At 68.3% G+C, this 19,433-nt stretch carries 19 protein-coding genes; 10 read left to right on the forward strand and 9 right to left on the reverse strand.

The features are described 5' to 3' along the window. Positions 1 to 15 precede the first annotated feature (15 nt). Both UAA55_RS16850 and UAA55_RS16855 read right to left on the reverse strand, forming a co-directional pair. Complete coding sequence (locus UAA55_RS16850; RefSeq protein ID WP_322954140.1) at positions 16 to 1,269, reverse strand: DUF1501 domain-containing protein; 1,254 nt, start codon at positions 1,267 to 1,269, stop codon at positions 16 to 18. 14 nt (positions 1,270 to 1,283) lie between these two features. Continuing rightward, a complete protein-coding gene (locus UAA55_RS16855) occupies positions 1,284 to 2,651 on the reverse strand; it encodes a DUF1800 domain-containing protein (RefSeq protein ID WP_322954141.1) in 1,368 nt (455 codons plus the stop codon). A gap of 291 nt (positions 2,652 to 2,942) precedes the next feature. On the opposite strand from UAA55_RS16855, the gene torT reads away from it, so the two are divergent. Continuing rightward, complete coding sequence (gene torT, locus UAA55_RS16860; RefSeq protein ID WP_322954142.1) at positions 2,943 to 4,082, forward strand: TMAO reductase system periplasmic protein TorT; 1,140 nt, start codon at positions 2,943 to 2,945, stop codon at positions 4,080 to 4,082. Between the two features lie 113 nt (positions 4,083 to 4,195). On the opposite strand, the gene UAA55_RS16865 is transcribed toward torT, so the two are convergent. Together UAA55_RS16865 and UAA55_RS16870 are read right to left on the reverse strand one after the other, a co-directional pair. Beyond that, positions 4,196 to 4,672 (reverse strand): Ros/MucR family transcriptional regulator, encoded by a 477-nt coding sequence (locus tag UAA55_RS16865; RefSeq protein WP_145614927.1) that lies wholly within the window; start codon positions 4,670 to 4,672, stop codon positions 4,196 to 4,198. 306 nt (positions 4,673 to 4,978) lie between these two features. After that, a complete protein-coding gene (locus tag UAA55_RS16870; protein WP_322954143.1) occupies positions 4,979 to 5,866 on the reverse strand; it encodes an ATP-binding protein in 888 nt (295 codons plus the stop codon). A gap of 250 nt (positions 5,867 to 6,116) precedes the next feature. On the opposite strand from UAA55_RS16870, the gene yajC reads away from it, so the two are divergent. Together yajC and UAA55_RS16880 are read left to right on the forward strand one after the other, a co-directional pair. Further along, entirely contained in the window at positions 6,117 to 6,467 is a 351-nt protein-coding gene (gene yajC / locus UAA55_RS16875) for a preprotein translocase subunit YajC (RefSeq protein WP_322954144.1), read from the forward strand. Between the two features lie 117 nt (positions 6,468 to 6,584). Next, complete coding sequence (locus UAA55_RS16880; protein WP_322954146.1) at positions 6,585 to 6,962, forward strand: Mth938-like domain-containing protein; 378 nt, start codon at positions 6,585 to 6,587, stop codon at positions 6,960 to 6,962. Positions 6,963 to 7,073: 111 nt separating this feature from the next. On the opposite strand, the gene UAA55_RS16885 is transcribed toward UAA55_RS16880, so the two are convergent. Together UAA55_RS16885 and UAA55_RS16890 are read right to left on the reverse strand one after the other, a co-directional pair. Next, a complete protein-coding gene (locus UAA55_RS16885) occupies positions 7,074 to 7,670 on the reverse strand; it encodes a superoxide dismutase (protein WP_088873261.1) in 597 nt (198 codons plus the stop codon). A gap of 249 nt (positions 7,671 to 7,919) precedes the next feature. After that, positions 7,920 to 8,888 carry a squalene/phytoene synthase family protein gene (locus UAA55_RS16890; RefSeq protein ID WP_322954147.1) on the reverse strand — a complete coding sequence of 323 codons (969 nt, stop codon included), beginning with the start codon at positions 8,886 to 8,888 and terminating at the stop codon, positions 7,920 to 7,922. Between the two features lie 228 nt (positions 8,889 to 9,116). Between UAA55_RS16890 and UAA55_RS16895 the strand changes: the two genes are divergently transcribed. From UAA55_RS16895 to UAA55_RS16905, 3 genes are all read left to right on the forward strand, one after another. Beyond that, complete coding sequence (locus UAA55_RS16895) at positions 9,117 to 9,680, forward strand: VOC family protein (RefSeq protein WP_322954148.1); 564 nt, start codon at positions 9,117 to 9,119, stop codon at positions 9,678 to 9,680. Positions 9,681 to 9,741: 61 nt separating this feature from the next. Then, positions 9,742 to 10,554 (forward strand): citryl-CoA lyase, encoded by an 813-nt coding sequence (locus tag UAA55_RS16900; protein WP_322954149.1) that lies wholly within the window; start codon positions 9,742 to 9,744, stop codon positions 10,552 to 10,554. Positions 10,555 to 10,590: 36 nt separating this feature from the next. Continuing rightward, entirely contained in the window at positions 10,591 to 11,745 is a 1,155-nt protein-coding gene (locus UAA55_RS16905) for a CaiB/BaiF CoA transferase family protein (protein ID WP_322954150.1), read from the forward strand. Between the two features lie 14 nt (positions 11,746 to 11,759). Here UAA55_RS16905 and UAA55_RS16910 read toward each other — a convergent pair whose 3' ends face one another. Next, positions 11,760 to 12,599 carry an IclR family transcriptional regulator domain-containing protein gene (locus UAA55_RS16910; protein WP_322954151.1) on the reverse strand — a complete coding sequence of 280 codons (840 nt, stop codon included), beginning with the start codon at positions 12,597 to 12,599 and terminating at the stop codon, positions 11,760 to 11,762. Positions 12,600 to 12,784: 185 nt separating this feature from the next. Between UAA55_RS16910 and UAA55_RS16915 the strand changes: the two genes are divergently transcribed. Together UAA55_RS16915 and wrbA are read left to right on the forward strand one after the other, a co-directional pair. Next, on the forward strand, positions 12,785 to 13,498 hold the full coding sequence (locus UAA55_RS16915) for an alpha/beta fold hydrolase (protein ID WP_322954152.1): 714 nt from the start codon (positions 12,785 to 12,787) through the stop codon (positions 13,496 to 13,498). Positions 13,499 to 13,544: 46 nt separating this feature from the next. After that, positions 13,545 to 14,150: an NAD(P)H:quinone oxidoreductase gene (wrbA, locus tag UAA55_RS16920; RefSeq protein ID WP_322954153.1), complete on the forward strand. Its 606-nt coding sequence runs from the start codon at positions 13,545 to 13,547 to the stop codon at positions 14,148 to 14,150. An 81-nt stretch (positions 14,151 to 14,231) separates the two neighbouring features. On the opposite strand, the gene UAA55_RS16925 is transcribed toward wrbA, so the two are convergent. Then, positions 14,232 to 16,487 (reverse strand): TonB-dependent receptor, encoded by a 2,256-nt coding sequence (locus UAA55_RS16925; protein WP_322954154.1) that lies wholly within the window; start codon positions 16,485 to 16,487, stop codon positions 14,232 to 14,234. 212 nt (positions 16,488 to 16,699) lie between these two features. Between UAA55_RS16925 and UAA55_RS16930 the strand changes: the two genes are divergently transcribed. Next, the gene (locus UAA55_RS16930; protein ID WP_322954155.1) at positions 16,700 to 17,557 is read left to right on the forward strand and encodes a phytoene/squalene synthase family protein; all 858 of its coding nucleotides are present in this window, start codon (positions 16,700 to 16,702) and stop codon (positions 17,555 to 17,557) included. Between the two features lie 9 nt (positions 17,558 to 17,566). Here UAA55_RS16930 and trmFO read toward each other — a convergent pair whose 3' ends face one another. Beyond that, a complete protein-coding gene (trmFO, locus tag UAA55_RS16935; protein ID WP_322954156.1) occupies positions 17,567 to 18,928 on the reverse strand; it encodes a methylenetetrahydrofolate--tRNA-(uracil(54)-C(5))-methyltransferase (FADH(2)-oxidizing) TrmFO in 1,362 nt (453 codons plus the stop codon). Between the two features lie 169 nt (positions 18,929 to 19,097). Between trmFO and UAA55_RS16940 the strand changes: the two genes are divergently transcribed. Further along, the gene (locus tag UAA55_RS16940) at positions 19,098 to 19,412 is read left to right on the forward strand and encodes an ArsR/SmtB family transcription factor (protein WP_322954157.1); all 315 of its coding nucleotides are present in this window, start codon (positions 19,098 to 19,100) and stop codon (positions 19,410 to 19,412) included. Positions 19,413 to 19,433 lie beyond the last annotated feature (21 nt).

A 19,433-nucleotide genomic window follows, 5' to 3' on the forward strand; every position in this document is an offset into this window, starting at 1 on the left:
CGGATGGGGTCAGGGCTAGGTCCGGATCAGGCCGGGCGTGGCGGCGGGGGTGCCACCGCCGGGGAAGACGGCCTTGTCCAGGGCGCCGGTGTCCAAACCCAGATGGTCCCGCAGGATGCCCTTCATCAGGGCGCGCAGATCCTGTGTGGGCGCCAAGTCGCGGCCCTGGTAGAGGTGGCTGTCCGCCAAGCCGGGCCAATCGGCCAGCACGCGCCCACCCTGCACGGCGCCGCCCGCCAGGAAGGCGGCCGTGGCCGTGCCGTGGTCGGTACCGCCGGTGCCGTTCGGCCTGGCGGTGCGCCCGAACTCGGTCACCACCGCCACCACCGTCTGCCGCCAGGCGGGGCCAAGGCCGCCGCGCAGCGCCACCAGCACCTTGGACAGGTTACCCAGCGCCCCGGCCAGCCGGCCGGCCGTCGTTCCCTGCTGGGCATGGGTGTCCCAGCCCTGCAGGTCCATGACCGCCACGCGGGGACCGTTGGCGTCGGCCAGCAGGCGGCCGGTGGTGGTGCCCAACTGGGTCGGGTCGAGGCGCACGGCCTTGGGCGTGGGGGCGCCGTCCATCATGGCGCCGTCCATGGCGCTGTCGGCGTCCGCGTTCAGCGCATGGTCGGCCATGCTGGCCGAGTCCAGGCCGGCCTTCAGCGCACCGGCCAGCAGCGGATCGTTGGCGTACAGCGCCGCCACCCGATCCAGGAAGTCGCCGTCCGCCTCTTTCAGCGGCGATGGCGCCCATGAGGCGATTGGGGCGGCCCCGCGCAGCACTAGGGGTACGCCCTGGCCCACGGCCAGCCCCAGGCGCCGTCCGTTGGTGTCGCGGCCCAGTTGCGCGATGGCCCGGTTCAGCCAGCCGGTGGCCACACCGTGCGGCGTCACGGTGCCGTTCTCCAGCAGATCCTGGGCGTCGAAATGGCTGCGGTCGCGGTAGGGCGTGGCGACGGCGTGGGCCACCAGCAACTGATCCTCCTTGTACCAGGGATGGATATCGGCCAGGGCCGGGTTCAGGCCGAAGAAGCCATCCAAATCCAGCACGCCGCCCTGGGCGTTGGGATCGGGTAGTGCCAGACGGCCGCGCAAGGCCGCATAGTCGCGGTCGGCATAGGGGGCGACGGCGGCCAGGCCGTCCATGCCGCCGCGCAGTACGATCAGGATGAAGCGCTGCTCGCCCACCGTACGGGCGAAGCTCACCTGCGGCAGCAGCGACAGCGTCGCGGCGGCGCCGAGGCCGCCCAGCAAGTGACGGCGATTCAGGGAAATAAGGGCGGTCATGGCCAGGCACTCCTTCAGCGCCGCTGGAATTCGGGGGCGGAGATCAGCAGGGCCAGGCCCTCGGCGGCGCTGGGCGCGCGGGCCACGGCCTGGCGGGTGGCGTCACCCGCGAACGGGCCCAGCGCCTGCTCTGCGATCTGGCGGGGGTCGATGCGGTCGCCCAGCTTTTCCCCCACGGTCAAGGCCCAGTCGACACGCTGCACCATGGCTTCCGGCCCCACCCAATCGGCGGCTTGGTCGGGCCAGCCGGCGGGCGAGGGGGCGGCGAAGGGCAACTGCCCCAGCAAGGCCAGGGAGCGCAGGGCGGGCTCGGTGCGTGCCGTCTTCATGTCGGTGTCGCCGTCGTCCGCCGCCGGGTGGATGTCCGCCCCCAGGGCGCGGGCGGTGGAAACCACCAGTTCCGTCGGCGTCTTTATCTTGCGGGCCTCGGGCGTCCACGCCGCATCCTGGCGCAGCAGGGTGCGGGTCACCTCCCCCAGATGGCCGTCGCTGTCGCGGTAGCGTTTCTCCAGCGCCGCCACCACGGCCGGTGGCGGTTCGTCGGCGACGAAGTGGCGGGCCAGCTTGGTGGCGACGTGGCGGGCCGTGGCCGGATGGCGGGCCAGGCGCTGCAGGGCCAGCAAGCCTTCGCCCATGCCGTCCTCGCTGTAGCGCTGGCCCAGCAGGATCTTGTCGCCCGGCTCGTGCAGGTTGGGGCGGAACAGGAAGACGCCGGTGTCGCGATCCCGCTCGGCCGCGATGCTCCAGCCCGTCAGGATGCGGGCCAGTTCCCGCACGTCCGCCTGGCTATAGCCGCCGTCCACGCCCAGGGTGTGCAGTTCCAGCAGTTCGCGGCCCAGGTTTTCATTCAAGCCGCGCTGGCGCCGGATGCCGGCCATGCTGTCCGGTTCGGCGGACACGGCGTTGTCCAGATAGGCCAGCATGACCGGATGGCGGGTCACGGCCAGTAGCATATCGGCGAAACGGCCGGTGACATGCGGGCGGATCGCCTCGTTCTCATAGGGGACCACGGCGGCGGCGACGATGGGCCGGCTGGTGGAAACGGTGAAGTGGTTGGACCAGAAGTGCACCAGCCGTTCGCGCAGCGGCGCGTCGGTGGCGATCGCCGCCCGGGTGCGCCGGGCCGCGTCGCCGCGATAGGCTGCGCGCAGCGCCTCGCGCAAGGGCTTGCGCGCTTCCTCGTCCTTTTCCTTGCGGGCGGCGTAGGTCGCGGCCAGGCGGGTGGCGCTGTCCTCCACGTCCCGCAGGTCCGGCGGCACGCCGTCGTTTCGCGCCAACTGTTCCTCCAGCCAGCCGCGGGGGTCGGATTGGGCCGCCGCGATGTCGCCGGGGCGGGCGCCCAGACCGAATTGGTTGGTGGCGATGGCCGCTTGCAAGGTCATTCAGATGTCCTCGAACAGGCCGATTCCTGGATCGGCGTCCCGATGTTTCCGCGCCCGGGGTTTCAAGGCCACGTCCGGCGCCAGGGGAAACATCCCGTCTTGCCCCTGGTACGACCGATGCCGCCCGGACCCTGCAGCGCCTCGAAAGACCGGGAAGAAGGCGCGCGCCGTCGCGCCGTCGGCCTTTCATCGCCACGCCTGGGGTGTCAGATTGGGGGAAGCAACGCGGGGGCAGGCATGGCTTTTGGGCGAAGCCGGTGTCGGTGGCGGGGGCTGGGGGGCCTTCTCGCCATGGCCGGTATGGTTTTGGAATTGGGAAAGGCGCAAGCGGGCGTGCCGCCGGGATCCGCCGGCCAGATGTCGCCGGCGCCGGACAGCTGGCCACCGGTATCGGTGTCGCGCGATGGGCATGTGGGCCCCTATGTCCCCTTGGCGCGGGCGGCGCGTCCCTGGCGGGTCTGCGCCCTGCTGCCGGGCGTGCAGGACAAGCTCTGGTGGGGCGTGTCCTGGGGGCTGGCGCGTGAGGCCGAACGGCAGGGTGTCGTCATAGGTGTCTACCAGGCGGGTGGCTACGACAAGCTGGATGTGCAGAAGGCGCAGTTGGACGCCTGCCGTGCGCTGAAGCCCGACGCCTATATCGTGGCCGCCATCACCAGCGACGGGCTGGACGCCGAGGCCGCGGCCATCGCCGACAGCGGCCGCCCGCTGATCGATCTCATCAACGGCATGGCCTCCCCCTACGTCACCGCCCACATCCTGGGAAACTTTCGCGAGAACGGCCGCTTAGGCGCAGACCATATCCTGGCGCACCGCGCGGAATGGGAAAAGGCGGCTGGCCGGCCGCTGAAGGTGGGGTGGCTGCCGGGCCCCAAGGGCGCGGAATGGGCGGATGCCATGGAAGCGTCGGCCCTGGGCGTCCTGCGGCGCGCGGGCGTGGAGGTCATCCACGGCAGCTATGGCGCCACGGGAATGGCGACGCAGATGGATCTGGTGCGCGCCCTGTTCGATCAGGTGCCGGACCTCGACGTGGTCTTTGGCAACGCGGTCGCCATCCAGGCGGCGGCGAACTATCTGCGTTCCCGCCACGACGGCGGCACCCACCTGGTGGCCACCTATGTCACCGACGGTATCACCGACCTGATCCGCGACGGCACCGTGGAACTCGCGGCCTCCGATTCCCCCATCGTGCAGGCCCGCATCGCCGTGGATCTGGCTGTACGCGCGCTGGAGGGGCAGCCCCACGGCGTCTGGAACATCATGATGGTGGACAGGCTGGACCAGCCGCACCTGCCCGGCTACGACCTGTCCCGCATCGCCGTGCCGGCGGATGAGCGGTTCCAGCTGCGCCCCTTGCCGCCGCCTGGCCCCAACGGGCCGGCTGCACCCTCACCGGGCGCCTTGGGCGAACCGGCGCCCGGCTGGGGATCATGAACCGGGGGCTTGGGACAGGGGCTTCTCAGTTGAAGGTCCGATGTGAAAAGCCCAAATGAAGAAGGCAGGCAACACGGCCCGCCTTCTTCGCTGTGACAGTATGCGCCGGAGCCTTACTCGGCGGCGGCGCTGCTGCGGCGACGCTTGCCGCTGGGCTTCCCCTCTGTCCGAGAACGCTGGCCCAGGCCGATGGCCTTGGCCAAACCCGAACGCTGCTCGGCATAGTTGGGGGCGACCATGGGGTAATCGGAGGGCAGGCCCCACTTCACGCGGTATTCCTCCGGCGACAGGCCGTAGGCGGTGCGCAGGTGGCGCTTCAACATCTTCAGCTTGCGGCCGTCTTCCAGGCACACGATGTAGTCGGGGGTGACCGACTTGCGGATCGGAACGGCCGGGGTCAGCGGCTCCGCCGGGGTGGCGACCACTTCCTCGGGCGTGACCAGACGACGCAGGGTGTCGTGCACCTGCTTGATCAGATCAGGCAGGGCGGCGGGCGCCAGCGTGTTACCGGCAACATAGCTCGTGACGATCTTTCCGGTCAGGGCGATGATCTGCAGGTCGTCATTGGAATCGGATATCGGTTGTGTCATGTCCAGCCCTGGCGTTGTTTGTCACTTGTTGCAGGTTTTGTTGGACGGACTATAACCGAATTTATCTTGTTTGTATTGAAAAGAAGTGGTTTCCCCCTTGGAATTGCAGAAATGGGGGAAAACTTGGGGGGCTAGAGTAATGGGTGGTCGAGTTACGCGCCCCATTACGGCGAAAACCCGGGAGAATCGGAAGCCATAACCCGTTACATGCCCCGGACCAGGAGTTGCCTTGAAGGCGACTCCCGATCCGGTTTCAAACGCTTCGCTGGGAAAAGTTGAATGGGCCGTTAACGGCGGTTCAACGACTCAGGCGCCAGGCGCGGCTTTCTGGCCGGCGATGTCCTGGATGAATTGCCAGGCGACCCGGCCGGAACGGTTGCCGCGCGTGACCGCCCATTCCACGGCGCGGGCGTGCAGTTCCTCCGAGGACAGGGTCAGGCCCAAGGCCGCGGCATAGCCGTCAACCATGGCGAAGTAGGTGTCCTGGTCGCAGTTGTGGAAGCCCAGCCACAGGCCGAAGCGGTCCGACAGGCTGACCTTCTCCTCCACCGCCTCCGACGGGTTGATGGCCGTGGACCGCTCATTGTCGATCATGTCGCGGGGCATCAGGTGGCGGCGGTTGGACGTGGCGTAGAACACGACGTTCGCCGGCCGCCCCTCCACCCCGCCCTCCAGCACGGCCTTCAGCGACTTGTAATGGGCGTCGTCGTTGGTGAAGGACAGATCGTCGCAGAACAGGACGAAGCGGCGGCCGCTGTCGCGCACGGCGGCCAGCAGGCGCGGCAGGGAGGGGATATCCTCGCGGTGGATTTCCACCAGCGCCAGGGGGCCGTGGCCGGCCGATGTGCCCGCCTCCTGGTTCACCGCCGCGTGCACCGACTTCACCAGCGAACTTTTGCCCATGCCGCGCGCACCCCACAGCAGGGCGTTGTTGGCGGGCAGGCCTTGGGCGAAGCGACGGGTGTTCTCCAGCAGGATGTCACGCTGGCGCTCCACGCCCCGCAGCAGGCCGATGTCCACCTTGGACACCTCGGGCACCGGGCTGAGGCGGTCGCCTTCGGCATGCCAGACGAAGGCGTCGGCCGCATGGAAGTCGATGGGGCCCGGCGGCGGAGGGGCCAGGCGGTCCAGCGCGTCGGCGATGCGGGCCAGCAGCGGCAGCAGGGCGGATTCAAGCGGCACGGGGGCGGTCACGGGGCTGGTTTCCTTCTGTCGATTTCTTACGGCGCCGTCATCGCCACCCCGGGGAGGGGGCGGCGGGTTGGCGCCTGCCTGCCTATTCAACCGGTGAACGGTACGGGGATGGCGGCGGGCGGGCAACCCGCGCCGGGCGGGGGGCTGAGATTGGGTTGCAACATGGCCGGCGGTCGGTATAGTCGCGCCCAAACGTGGGCATGCCCGCCCCGTTGGTTCTGATATTCCCGCACGCTGGAGCAACCGTCCCATGTTCGTGTCCACCGCCCAGGCCCAGACCACCAGCGGCGCCGGCCCCGTCGATTCAAGCCAGTTGATGGGTATCCTGCCCTACGTGGCGGTGTTCCTGGTCATGTTCTTCTTCCTGATACGCCCGCAGCAGAAGAAGATGAAGGAACACAAGAACATGCTGGAGTCGCTGCGCCGCGGCGACAAGGTCGTCACCGGCGGCGGCATCATCGGCACCGTGGTGAAGGTCGGCGACAACGACGAGGTCACCATCGACGCCGGCGAAGGCGTGAAGTTCCGCGTCCTGCGCAGCACCATCACCACCGTGCTGGCCAAGACCGAACCAGCCAAGACCGAGACCGATTCCAAGTGAGCCAGGGCGGGTCGGGTTTGAAACCGATGCCGCCGCACGCCAGGTAAAAGGCCCGGCACCCGCATCCCCCAAGGGGCGAGTGTCAGGCCTTTTTCATTGTGGGAGGGCTGTAAGCCCATGGACATCACCCCCCTGATTCCGGCAGACCGCCAGGTCATCGACGCCTACGGTCCCGGCCGCTTCCGCGTCAGCAACGTGGTCTATGAGACGCCCATCATCGTCTTCCCTGACCGCACCATCCCCTGGACCGTCGGTGGGTTCGCCGGCCTGCAGCCGGATGATTTCGCGGCCCTGATCGCCGAACAGCCGTCGCTGGAGATCGTGCTGCTGGGCACCGGGCCCACCATGCAGCTGTTCACCTCCACCCTGCGCCGTGCCGTCAAGGAACGCGGGCTGGGCGGCATTGATGCCATGGACACGGGTGCCGCCTGCCGCACCTATAATGTGCTGCTGGCGGAAGGCCGCCGCGTCGCCGCGGCTTTGCTGCCGGCTTGAGCGCCCCCGGAATTCAGGCGAACAAAAACCCCGGCCCTCGCAAGAAGGCCGGGGTTCGTATTTGAGCTTCCGCCCCGGGCTTTTCAGCCCAGGGTCATCGGCCGAGGTTCGTCAGCCCAGGTTCTGGGCGGCGAATTCCCAGTTGGCCAGCGTGTCGACGAAGGCCTTCAGGAAGTCGGGGCGACGGTTGCGGTAGTCGATGTAGTAGGCGTGTTCCCACACGTCGGCGGTGATCAGCGGCTTCAGGCCGTGGGCCAGCGGCGTGTCGGCGTTGGCCGACTTCGTGATCTTCAGCTTGCCTTCCTTGGTGTCTTCCACCAGCCAGGCCCAGCCGCTGCCGAACTGCCCGATGCCGGCGTCCACGAAGGCCTTCTTGAAGGCCTCGACGCTGCCGAAGTCGGAGATGATGCGCTTCTCCAGTTCACCGGGGATGGCCGAGGCCTTCGGGGTCAGGCTGTTCCAGAAGAAGGTGTGGTTCCAGTGCTGGCCGGCGTTGTTGAAGATGGCCTGGGACTCGGCCTTGCCGGCGGTCGCCTTGACGATGTCCTCCAGGCTCTGGCCCTCGAACGCGGTACCGGCGATCAGCTCGTTCAGCTTGGTCACGTAGGCGTTGTGGTGCTTACCGTGGTGGAAATCCAGCGTCTCGGACGACATGTAGGGCTGCAGGGCGTCCTTGGCGTAGGGCAGAGGGGCAAGTTCGAAAGCCATGGTTTTCCTCGTCTTCTACGGGGTTATTCGGGAGTGGGCCGACGCGGCCGTCATGCGGGGGCCGGCGGTCCACCGGGACCGTTATTCTTCAACGAAATCATGCCCCGGCGGGGACGCCCGGGCATGTGGGCGCGATCACATCAGGGCAGCCGCCCGCGCCCTGGTTTGCGCACCCGGAGCAAGGGGGTAACACGAACATTCCCATCCCGGGAAGCGAATAGAACCGGTTTGGGGGCGGAAAGATTAACCTTATTGCTGCGGATGCCGTTCCGGCCCGGGGGTGTCCTGATCACTCTCCCCGCCCGGGTCGATGGGCGGGCCGGAGGGTGGGGCCGGCGCCATGCCCGCCATGCTGCGCGCCAGGGCCAGCCGGGCGCGGATCATGACCCAGCCGCGGGCCAGGGGGCCCAGGCTGATGCCTTGGGCCAAGGGGTCGCGACGGCGCAGGCGCCCGGCCATCAGGCGCGCGGCGTGCAGCAGCACGGCCGTTTCCATGCGCAAGCCGGGGTCGCGCAGCGCGCCCGGCAGGGCGCGGGCATGGTCCAGCTGGCGGTCGATACGATCCAGCATGCGGTCCAGCACGACACGGACGGCCGGGGTCGCCCGGTGCTCCACCAGATGTTCCGGACTGGCGCCCACGGCGTCGAACCAATCCAGCGGGAAATAGCAGCGGCCCAGCCGCACCCAGTCGTCGCGGCATTCCTGCACCACCCGCAGCAGCCGGATGGCGGTGCACAACGCGTCGGTGGCGGCCAGCGCGTCGGCGCTTTCACCATAAAGTTCCAGGACGTGGTGGCCCACCGGGTTGGCCGCCAGCCGGCAAGCCATCAGCACATCGCCCCAGGTCCGCGCCCTGTACCCCTCCGCATCGCGGCGGAACGCCTGCAGCAGCTGCCGGGCATGGAGGGAGGAACCGCCAGTGATCGCCAGGCTGGCCTTCAGTTCCAGGGCGGGGCTGAGCCATGAGGGCACGCCGCCGCCGCTGACCAGCGCCCGTTCCAGCGCGTCCAGCTGGGCGATCTTGGCCTCCGGCTCCAGGTTGGCGTCGCCGGTGATGTCGTGCGCCAGCTTCAGGAACGAGGCGAAGGCCGCCGCGTGGCGTCGCATGGCCTTGGGCACCCGCCGCAGGGCCGAGGCGTAGCCACCCTGGACGGGCGGGCGGCGAGGGGCCGCGCGCGTGCGTCCGATATGGGCGGTCTTGATACGGAAGTCGGCCATGGGCGGTCTTCTGTCCGGGCAGCGGAGGGACGCGGGATAGGGACACAGAGTGCCAGAGCTTGGTCGCCGGATGAAGCTTGCGTTTGGGAGAGGGCCGAAGTGGGTGGGAGGAAAGGCGCGGAAGGGGCATGGACGTGGGGCCGCCTTGACCTTCCCGGCCCGCTTGCCTAACATACGAACATCGAATATATATTCGATATACGAAAATAAGGCAGGGGAGGGCGGGGCATGACTGTTCAGGCTGGAACGGCGGGGGCCGGGGTGCCGCTGCGGCTGCACCACAACGCCTATGTCACGGCGGATATGGAGGCGACGCGCCGCTTTTATGAGGATCTGGTGGGCATGCCGCTGGTGGCCACCTATTGCGAGACCGACCATCTGTTCGGCGCCGACCGGGTCTATTGCCACTGCTTCTTCGCGCTCGGCGATGGCGGCGCCCTGGCCTTCTTCCAATTCGCCAGCCCTGAGGACCAGGCCCTGTTCGGCCCGGCCATGCCGCCCTCGCCCTTCCATCACATCGCGCTCAAGGTGGACGCCGCGACCCAGGCCGCCGTCCACGGCCGATTCCGCGCCGCCGGCGTGCCCGAGCCGTCGGACGACTGCTATTTCCTGGACCATGGATATTGCCAGTCGCTGTACGTGCGCGACCCCAACGGCCTGATCGTGGAGCTGACGGTGGACGCGCCCGGCATCGAGGACACGGATGAGGAGCGCAAGCGCAACGCGCACGCCGACCTCGCCCGCTGGCTGGGCGGCGACCACCGTTCCAACAATCTGTACCGCCCGCAATGAACCGACGCCGTTCCTACAGACGTCAAGGCGACGGCCACCGCCGCCTCAAGGAAAGCCATTGATGAAGATCGGACCTGACACGACGCCGACCACGGCCATTTCCGGCTCCAATGCCGAGACCATCATCGTCCGGGGTCATGACCTGACCCGGGACCTGATGGGCGCGGTCAGCTTCACGGACCATGTCTGGCTGCTGATCTGCGGCACCCTGCCCACGGCGGCCCAGCGGCGCGTGCTGGACGCCACCCTGGTGGCCATCGCCGAGCATGGGCTGGTGCCCAGCGTGCAGGCGGCGCGCATGACCCTTGCCGCCGCGCCGGAGGCCCTGCAGGGCGCCGTCGCCGCCGGCCTGCTTGGCTGCGGCTCCGTCATCCTGGGCAGTGCCGAGGCGGCGGGCCGCTTCCAGAGCCAGGTGCTGGACGTGGCCGGCGGCAACGACGGCGACCTGGACGCCGCCATCACCGCCACCGTGCGGGCCTATCGCGCGGAGAAGCGGGCCATTCCGGGGTATGGCCATCCCTTGCACAAGGACGGCGATCCCCGCGCCCTGCGCCTGTTCACCCTGGCGGAGGAGGCGTCGCTGGCGGGCCCGCACATGGAGGTGGCGCGCCGGGCGGAACACCTGCTGCCCGACCTGGTGGGCAAGCCGCTGAAGATGAACGTGTCGGCCGCCATTCCAGCCGTGCTGCTGGACGCGGGATTCCCGCTGCTGGCGGTCAAGGGCGTGCCCCTGCTGGCGCGCACCGCCAGCCTGGTGGCCCACCTGCTGGAGGAGCAGGGGCGCCCTATCGGCTTCCGCATGTCGCACGCGGCGAGCGGCGCCATCCGGTACGACGGGCCGGCGCCGGACGGTTTTGTCGCCGATGAGAATTGAGTGGATGAGAACGGATAGTCGAAAGGTTGCAGGCTGATGGTTGAGGTGCTGAAAGGCATACGGGTGGTGGAGCAGGGGACGTTCATCACGGGTCCCTGTGCCGCCATGCTGCTGGCGGATTTGGGCGCGGACGTCATCAAGATCGAATCGCCCGAGGGCGGCGACCCCTACCGCACCTTCAAGGACGGGCACTACAGTGCTCACTTCCAGGCCTACAACCATGCCAAACGCAGCCTGTGCCTGGACCTGAAGAAGGCGGAGGACCGCACGCTGTTCCACGGGCTGGTCAGCAGCGCCGACGTCTATATCCAGAACTTCCGCCCCGGCGTCGCCGGCCGCATCGGTGCCGGTTGGAACGACCTGTCGGCGGTGAATCCCAGGCTGGTCTATTGCTCCATCAGCGGCTTCGGCCCGGACGGGCCCTACAGCCGCCGGCCCAGCTATGACAGCGTGACCCAGGCGCTGAGCGGCTTCCTCAGTGTCGCCATCGACCCCGCCAACCCGCGCCTGCTGGGCCCCGCCCTGGCCGACGCCATCACCGGCCTGTACGCCGCCCTGGGCATCCTGGGTGCGCTGGTGGAACGGGGGCGGACGGGCGCGGGTCGCCTGCTGGAAATCTCCATGCTGGAGGCGATGATGCACTTCGCCATCGAACCCTTCGCCGGCTATTTCGCCCTGGGCGAGGTGCCGACGGGCATGGATCGGCCCCGCTTGGCCCAGGCCATGATCCTGACCTGCGGCGACGGCAAGCACGTGGCCGTGCACATGTCGTCACTGGAGAAGTTCTGGGACGCGCTGGTGGCCGGCATCGGTGGGCAGGCCCTGACCCAGGATCCGCGCTTCGCCACCCGCCTGGCCCGCATCGACCATTATCCACAGTTGGTGGCGGCGCTGAACGCCATCTTCGCGACCCGGCCGCGGGCGGAGTGGGTGGCGCTGCTGAGCGATACGGACCTGCCCTTCGCCCCGGTGAATTCCATCGCCGACACCGCCGCGGATCCACAGGTGGAGCACCTGAAGATGCTGGTGCCCGTGGCCAAGCGGATCGAGGGGGCAAGCCGCCTGGTACGCTCGCCCTTCGCCTATGGTGGCGCCCGCGACGACGCGGTGGTGGCGGCCCCGCTGCTGGGCCAGCACAGCGCCGGCATCCGTGCCGCCCTGGCCGAGAACCCTGGCGCCTGGCCCGGCTGATCAGCGCCGACCCATCAGCGGCCCAGGGCCATCGTGTCGGCCACGGGCAGCAGCCCGTTACCCGAGGGCAGGCGGCGCAGCTCGCGGGAAATCTGGTCGGCCACACCGCGCAGATGGTCCAGGCGCTCGGCCACCAGCTGGTCCTTGGCATAGCGCTTGGAATGGCTGGCGGAATTCAGGGTGGCGATGGTGCGCCCACCCTGGTCCTTCAGGGGCACGGCCAGGGAGACGACGCCGTAGGCCAATTCATCCTCAACCGCGCAGTAGCCGTCCTTGCGCACCTGGGTGATCAGGTCGAACAGTTGGTCACGGTCCACCACGGTTTTCTCGGTGATGGGCGCGATGGCCGCCTTGTCCAGGAAGGCGCGCAGCATGGGGTCGGGCAAGGCCGCCAGCAGCACGCGGCCCATGGCGGTGGCGAAGGCGGGGAAGCGGCTGCCGACATGCGCCTCAAGCCGCACCAGGGTGCGGACGGAGGCGCGGGCGACATAGATGATGTCCTCCCCGTCCAGCACGCTGATGGACGCGCTGTCCGACGTGGCGTTGGCCAGTTCCGTCAGCGGTACCGAGGCCAGGCGCTCGATGTCCAGGGCCTCCAGATAGGCGGCCCCCAGGTCCAGCACCTTGGGCCGCAGGAAGAAGCGGCGCTTGACCGAGCCGACATAGCCCAGGGATTGCAGGGTCAGAAGGCAGCGGCGCGCGGTTGCCGGCGCCAAGCCGGTGATGGTGGCGATCTCGCTGAGCGACAGGCTGGGGTGGTCGTGATTGAAGGCCAGCAGCACGCTGAGGCCTTTGGCCAGCCCGGCCATCTCTTCGCGGCGGCTTTCGCCCTCCGTGCCCGCGTCCTCATCCATGCCGCGCATCCTTCGCTTCTTCAAATCATGCCTACAGGCGGCGGGAGGGTCGGCTTGGCCGCTTGTCCTTGTCAAGCGACCGCAAGGGCCGCCGGCGATTGCGCCGCCCGATGGGCGCTGCTACTATGCGATATTAGAAAAAGAATTCGATAAACGAATTTTAGATCGCAGGGAGAGCGATATCCATGGCATCCGAGCCTGTCCCCCAGCCCACCCTGGTCCTGCTGCCCGGCCTGCTGTGCGACCGCACCGTCTGGGAACCGCAGATCGCGGCCCTATCCTCCCGCCGGATGATCCAGGTGGCGGACTTCTGGGGCCAGGACAGCTTTGACGCCATGGCCGACCAGGTGCTGGACGATGCCCCGCCCCGGTTCGCGCTGGCCGGTCATTCCATGGGCGGCCGGGTGGCGCTGGAGATTATGCGCAAGGCGCCGGAACGGGTGGAGCGGCTGGCCCTGCTGAGCACGGGCGTGCATCCCGTGCTGCCCAACGAGGCGGCGCAGCGGGAGGAACTGATCCGCTTCGCCTGGGAACAGGGCATGACGGCGCTGGCTTGCCGCTGGCTGCCGCCGGTGCTGCATCCCGATCGCCGCGGGGATGCGGAGCTGGTGGGGCGGTTGGAGGCGATGTGGTGCCGGGCCACGCCGGCCATCCATGAGGGGCAGATCCGGGCGGCGCTAAATCGCCGGGACGCACGCGATGTGCTTCCCACATTGACGTGTCCCACCCTGATCTTGGGTGGGGAGGATGACCCGTGGAGCCCGCCCGCGCAGCAGGCCGCCATCGCCGAGGCCATTCCCCAGGGCCGCCTGGCCATCATCCCCCGCTGCGGCCACATGGTGACGCTGGAGGCGCCCGAGGCCACCACCACCCTATTGGCGGATTGGCTATCGCGCTGACCGACCCAACCTTGATCCCACCCTCAACACCATGGAGAACACCGCCATGACCAAGGTCCTGGTCCTCTATTACAGCACCTACGGCCATGTGGAGACGCTGGCCTATGCCATCGCCGACGGGGCCCGCGAGGTCGCCGGCACCGAGGTCACGGTCAAGCGCGTGCCGGAGCTGATGCCGCCCGACGTGGCGGCCAAGGCGCATGCCAAGCTGGATCAGAAGGCCCCCCTGGCCGATCCGGCGGAGCTGGGGCACTACGACGCCGTGATCATCGGTGCGCCTACCCGCTTCGGCAACATGGCAGCACAGATGCGCAATTTTCTGGATCAGACGGGACCGCTGTGGGCCCAGGGGGCGCTGGTCGGCAAGGTGGGCGCCGCCTTCACCTCCACCGCCAGCCAGCATGGCGGCCAGGAAACCACCCTGACCTCCATCCACACCACGTTGCTGCATCACGGCATGGTGATCTGTGGCGTACCCTATTCCGAGCCGGGCCTGACGATGATGGATGAGGTTACGGGCGGCACACCCTACGGCGCCAGCACGATCGCCGGCCCCAAGGGCGAGCGCCAGCCCAGCGCCAACGAACTGGCCATCGCCCGCGCCCAGGGCCGTTTCGTGGCCGGCGTGGCCGCCAAGCAGGCCGCGCAATAAAGAAGGGCCGCCCTGGAGGTCGGTCCGGGGCGGCCCCAATATCCCGGCCGGCGGTGGTGACGGCCGGGATGAAGGTGGGGTTTAAAACCAGAAGGTGGCCTCCGCCCCGAAGCGGCGGGGCAGAGCCTTGAAGACGAAGCCGCCGGGCGAATATTCGGCGTTGTAGCGCTTGTCGAAGACGTTCTTTGCCCACAGGGCCACGGACCAGTCGTCACGGGTGTAGGTGGTGCGTAGGTCCACCAGATCGACAGGGTCGCGCACGGTGGAGTTCTGCGGATCCCAATAGGTATCGCCGATGCGCTGGTATTCCAGGCGGGAGACCAGGGATGAACTTTTGCCGAAGTCCCAGGTGTGCTGGAGGGCGGCGTTGATGGTGTACTTGGAAACGCCGGGCGCCTGGTTGCCGATGACCGTGCGATCGGTGGATTCCGTGATGTTGCTGTCGGTGTAGCCCGCCCCGATGCTGGCCTGCAGGCTGTCCGTCAGGTGGGCGGTCAGGCCGGCGTCGGCGCCCTTGTATTCCACCAGGCCGAGGTTTCCCAGGTTCTGGGTGGAGTTGGCGGCCAGGAAGACGAAGAAATAGGGATTGTGGGAGCGGGTGTAGAAGCCGGCGCCCTCCACCTCCAGCCGGCGGTCGAACAGGGTCTTCTTGAAGCCCAGCTCATAGGTGTCCGCCCATTCCGCTTGGAACACGTCGGATACGCCCAGAATGCCGTTGGCCGCAGCCACGGCGCCCACGCCCGTCTGGTTGAAGCCGCCGCTGCGGAAGCCGCGCCCCCAGTCGGCATACAGGGTGGTGGTCGTGTCCGGCTTGTAGCGCAGCACGATCTTGGGCTGGGCCCGGTCGAAGGTGCGCTCGCGCACCTCGCCGCTGACCCCCTGGGGGAAGCCCGGGATGTTGGGCAGGAAGGCGGTAGGGGTCAGGGTGGTGTTGCGCCGGTTGTCGCTGTCGTAGCGCAGCGACAGCGCCAGTTCCAGCTGGTCGGTCAGTTCCGCCGTCAGGTCGCCGTACAGCGCCCAGGCCATGTTGTCCTGGCTGTCGGCCAGGAAGGTCGCCTGCGGGTTCAGCGGGTTGGTGCTGGGGCTGCGGTAGACGGGGAAGACGCCGTTGCCGGTGTCCACCATATTGCCGGTGGAGATGTAGCGGTCGGTATGGATGAGATAGCCGCCGACGATCCAGCGCAGGAAGCCCTCGTTGGGCGAAGTCAGGCGGAAATCCTCGCTGACCGCCTTTACGTCCAGGAATTGGCTCTGGTTCATGTCGAAGCCCAGCAGTCCCTTGAAGAAGGATTTGTTGATGGGCAGGAAGTCGAAGGCGTCGCCGGTGACGATCTCGCGCACCACGTCATAGGCCGTGACCGAGGTGGCGGTGGCGAAGCCCAGGTTCCAGTCGACCTTGACGGAGGCGTCCAGCAGGCGGCGATTGTCGATGCCGGCGTTGTTGACCCGCACCGGCAGGCTGGTGTCGTTCACGTCGCTGACGATGTTGTAGTAGAAGCCGCGCGTATCCAGTTCCGACATGGAAAAGCGCGTGTCCACGGTCAGATCCTCGGTGGGCGTGAACAGCAGCTTCAGCCGGCCTGAGGTCTGCTTGACCGGGTTGGCCTCGGTATCCAGGTAGGCGTTCTTGATGGTGCCGTCGTTGCTGGTGTGGCTGATGGAGCCGATGAACTTCAGCTTGCCGGGGACGATGGCGCCGCTGGCCGTGGCCTGCTCGGTATAGCCGGGGCCGTTCTCCACCCCCGCCTTGACCTTGAACTCGTAGGCGTCGGTCGGTTCCTTGGTGGTGATGAGGATGGCGCCGCCGATGGCGTTGCGGCCGTACAGGCCACCCTGCGGACCCTTCAGCACCTCGATCCCTGCAATGTCGAACAGGTCCTGGTTGAACTGGGACGGGTTCACCTGCTGCACCCCGTCCACCACCACGGCGGTCGACGGCTCGCTGTTGCGCGCCTGGCCGATGCCGCGCACGACCACGAACGCCGTGCCCACGTTCTGGGTTTCCACCAGCGTCACGTTGGGTGTCATGGCGATGAAGTCGCGGGGGGCGGTGATGCCGGCGGCCTCGATCTGCATTTCGGTGAAGGCCGTCACCGCCGCCGGCACGTCGGTCAGCTTTTCCGCGCGCTTGCGGGCGATGACCAGGATGTCCTCCAACTGGCCGACGGCGCTGTTGTCGCTCGCGGCGTTGGTCTGGCCCAGCGCGCTGCCGCCGGAAAACAGGGCGGCCGTCAGCGCCAGCCGCGAGGTCATGCGGGTGAGGGCGGAGCGCGCCTTGCGGCGGCGCAGGTGGTGGTCAGGTGTCAGGCGATCCCCGTGCACGGCCGCTAGCGGCATCGTTGTCCTCCCCGTTCTTTTTCGTATAACGAAAATATTTTCTATAAACGTATCCTAGCATTCTGGCGAAGATCGTCAAGACGCCGGCCCCGGCACGGCGGCGGCCGGCTATCGTCCTTTGGGAGGGAGGCGGGGTGGTGAAGGTGGCGCTGGTCAGGGGCGGGGCGGGCGGTTCATAAAGGCGGCCTCTTTTTCGCCGGATGCGCAGCGCCATGGCCCCCACCGCCCAGCCCACCCTGTCCTATTGCCTGGACACCGTCCGCCGCCAGGATCCGGACCGCTTCCTGACCCTGCTGTTCGCCCCGGCGGACAGGCGGGAGGATTTGGCCGCGCTGTACGCCTTCAACCACGAGGTGGCGAAGACGCGCGAGGTGGTGACCGAGCCCATGCTGGGCCAGATCCGCCTGCAGTGGTGGCGCGACAGCATCGCCGGCATCTATGAGGGTGAACCCCGCCGGCATGAGGTGGTGCAACCCCTGGCCCAGGCGGCGCAACGCCACGGCCTTGACCGCGTGCAGTTCGAGCTGCTGGTGGATGCGCGCGAGGCCGACATGGACGACGCGGCGCCGGCGGATCTCTCCTGTCTGGTGAGCTATGCCGAGGTGACGTCCGCTCCGCTGGTGCGCCTGGCGCTGCAGATCCTCGGCGTCGCGCCGGAGGGGGCCGCCGCGACGGTGGCGGCCCATGTCGGTCGGGGCTGGGCCCTGGCCGGCATCCTGCGCGCCGTGCCCTTCCTGGCCCGCGCCCATCGCTCGCGCATGCCGGCCGATCTCATGCGGAAGCATGGCGTGGATGAGGCCGCCCTGTTCGAGCTGAAGCCCCAGCCCGGCCTGGCCGTCGTGGCCAAGGAGATCGCGGATGCGGCACAGGCCGAGCTGACAGCCGCCCGGCGCCTGCGCGGTCAACTTCCGCGCGCCGCCGTGCCCGCCCTGCTACCGGCCCGCCTGGCCAGCCTGTCGCTGGCCCGCCTGGCCAAGGCCGGCCACGATCCGCTGGCCCCGGAGCTGCTGCGCCCCGATGGCCTGCGGGCCGCGCGGCTGGCCTGGGCGGCATTGAGCGGCAGGTGGTGATAGGGTCCCTTACCCCAGCCAACCCGCCAAGTCGTTGAGCGCCCGGCGCGTGTAGGCCAGCTTGCGCTCCTTGCCGCGCAGCTCGCGGCCGCGCGCGTCGCGCTCCTCGGGCGGGGGGAACAGGCCGAAGTTCACGTTCATGGGCTGGAAGGTCTCGGCCTCCGCCCCGCCGGTGATGTGGTTCAGCAAGGCGCCCAGGGCGGTGGTGACGGGGGGGGTGGGCAGGATGGTTCCCAGCCGTTCGGCGGCGGCGAAACGGCCGGCCATCAGGCCAACGGACGCACTCTCCACATAGCCCTCGCAGCCGGTGATCTGGCCGGCGAAGCGCAGGCGCGGGGCGGCCTTCAGCCTCAGGGTCGGGTCCAGCAGGCGGGGGCTGTTCAGGAAGGTGTTGCGGTGCAGGCCGCCCAGGCGCGCGAACTCCGCGTTCTCCAGGCCCGGGATCATGCGGAAGACCCGCGTCTGGTCGGCGTACTTCATCTTGGTCTGGAAGCCGACCAGGTTGTACAGCGTGCCCAGGGCGTTGTCCTGGCGCAATTGCACGACGGCATAGGGCCGGCGCTCGTCATGCGGATTGGTCAGGCCCACTGGCTTCATCGGGCCGTAGCGCAGGGTGTCCAGGCCCCGTTCTGCCATGACCTCGATGGGCAGGCAGCCCTCGAAATAGGGCGTGTCCTTTTCCCATTCCTTGAACTCGGTCTTGGGGGCCTCGATCAGGGCCTGGATGAAGGCCTCGTATTGAGCCTTGTCCATGGCGCAGTTGATGTAGTCCTTGCCCGTGCCACCGGGGCCAACCTTGTCATAGCGCGACTGGAACCAGGCCTTGCTGAGGTCGATGCTGTCGAAATGGACGATGGGGGCGATGGCGTCGAAGAAGGACAACTGCGCCTCTCCCGTCAGGTCCAGCACGGCCTGCGCCAGGGCGGGTGAAGTCAAGGGGCCGGTGGCGACGATGACGCTGTCCCATTCCTCGGGCGGCAGGCCCGCCACCTCGTCCCGCACCACGGTCACCAGCGGGTGGGCGGTCAGCTTGGCGGTGACGGCCTGGGCGAACGCGTCGCGGTCCACGGCCAGCGCGCCGCCGGCCGGCACCTTGTGCTCATCGGCGCAGGCCAGGATGAGGGAGCCGCAGCGCCGCATCTCCTCATGCAGCAGGCCCACCGCGTTGTATTCATGATCATCGGAACGGAAGGAGTTGGAGCAGACAAGCTCGGCGAAATGCTCGGTCTGGTGCGCCTCCGTCCCCCGCACGGGCCGCATCTCATGCAGCACCACGGGCACGCCGGCCTGCACCAGCTGCCAAGCGGCCTCGCTGCCGGCCATGCCGCCGCCAATGACGTGCACGGGAGGGATGGTGGGGGTGTCGCTCATGACCAGATCTTGCCTTCAACAAAACTGAAACCGTGTGGGGCCAGAGACGCCAGCCGGCGCCGTCCGTCAAGCCCTGGGACGTGGGGTCGATGCGGGCGCCGGAAAAAGGCGCTTGCAATTCGCTGACACCTGTAAGAATTTACTGACATATGTTTGATGAGGTTTGCGCTTGTCCATCACTGGAGACCACCTGCTGCTGATGCTGTCGGCGCTGGCCAATCCGCACCGGCTGCGGATCCTGGCCACGCTGAAGGCGGAGGGTCGCAGCTACGTCAGCCAGCTGGCGCGGCAGGTCGGCATCAGCCGGCCGCTGCTGCACCTGCACCTGCAGAAGCTGGAGGAGGCGGGGCTGGTCACCAGCCAGCTGGAGCTGTCGCCGGACGGCAAGGCGTTGAACTTCTTCACGGTGGCGGATTTCGCGGTGGATCTCACGCCGGACCTGCTGGTCCGGGCGGTGGAGACGCTCAGCGCCAAGACCGAATAAGACTCTGAAGCCGAAGGAATA

It is taken from the genome of Nitrospirillum guanabarense (assembly GCF_034653355.1).
In the GTDB taxonomy this organism is placed as follows: Bacteria; Pseudomonadota; Alphaproteobacteria; order Azospirillales; family Azospirillaceae; genus Nitrospirillum.